Consider the following 1,284-nt stretch of genomic DNA (forward strand, 5'->3'; position numbering starts at 1 on the left):
AGCGCCTCTGTGTGTCAAGCGGCTCGGGTGAGGTGGTTGCGTTGGTCGCGTTTCATGATCCGGTAGACCACGTTGGACAGCCGTCTCTTCAGGGCCCGGCGAGCTTCCGCAGGGGTCTTCCCTTCTGCGATTTTGCGCAGGTAGTAGTCCTGGCCGCGTCCGCCGTCGCGGATCTGGCAGACGGCGATGATGTGCAGGACGGAGTTGAGTGCGCGGTTGCCGCCGGTGTTGAGCCGGTGCCGGACGTTGTTGCCGCTGGAGGCGTCCAGGGGTGCGCTGCCGGTGTAACTGGCGAAGTGGTGCTCGGTGGGGAACCGGTTGACGTCGCCGACGTGGCCGATGACCTTGGCGGCCAGCACGGTGCCCAGGCCGGGCAGGGTGGTGAGCGTGGTGCCGGTCGCGGCCAGGGCGTCACGCATCTGGGCTTCGTTGTCCTTGACCTGCCGGTCCAGACGTCGCAGGTCGGCCAGCAGATCGCGGGCGATGTCGCGGCGGCAGGCGTCGGTCGCGGTCGCAGGGCGGACGGTCTTCATGGCCGCGGCGGTCTTGTCGGCGGACAGGCCGGTCGGCGCGCCTCCGGGAATCAGGTCGCGCAGAACGGCGTGCAGCCGGTTCAGCACACGGGTGCGTTCGCAGACCAGGTCGTCGTGCCGTTCGGTCAGCAGCCGCAGGATCGTGGTCTGGTCCTCGGGTTCGACAGCTCGCAGGTCCTGCCGGAACAGGGCGGCTTGGGCGACGTGGAGGGCGTCCTTGGCGTCGGTCTTGCGGTCACCGCCGGTGGCCAGCAGCCGCGCCCGGGCCGACAGGGTGGAGGGCACGTCCACCACGTTCTCGTCGGCGGCGGCCAGTTGCTGGGCGAGGGTTCGGCCCAGCCCGCGGGCACCTTCGACGGCGAAGCGGCGTTCGGGCCACTGCCGGCACCAGCGCATCAACTGGCCGAAGGTGCCGGCGTTGACGGCGAACCGGCGCTGGGCCACCTGGCGGCCCGCAGGGTCGACGGCGACGGCGGTGTGGGACGACTTGTGGGGATCGACACCGATCAGGATCACGGGCTGGCCTCGCGCTCGACAGGACGGGGAAGGGAGTGCGGTGGGCATCCTGACTTGAAGCCACTGCATTGCCTTCATGCCTCTGTCGAGCCACACCGCGCGGGTGCCGGCCGGCGGCGGCACGCTATCAGTGAGCCAGCCCACGCGGGGCGGCAAGGAGCACTGCGGGCCCGTGCCGACCGGCACCCTGGACGCTACGGCTGCAGACCGCGCGCCCGGGTCGATTCAACAAGTC

The 1,284-nt window shown here is 70.4% G+C and carries 1 protein-coding gene; it reads right to left on the bottom strand.

What is annotated here, in order from left to right; translation table 11 throughout:
* Window positions 1-14: 14 nt before the first annotated feature.
* A complete protein-coding gene (locus AF1_RS32565) occupies window positions 15-1,049 on the bottom strand; it encodes an IS110 family RNA-guided transposase (protein ID WP_207394252.1) in 1,035 nt (344 codons plus the stop codon).
* Window positions 1,050-1,284 lie beyond the last annotated feature (235 nt).

This window comes from Actinomadura formosensis NBRC 14204 (assembly GCF_001552155.1).
GTDB classification, from domain to species: domain Bacteria; phylum Actinomycetota; class Actinomycetes; order Streptosporangiales; family Streptosporangiaceae; genus Spirillospora; species Spirillospora formosensis.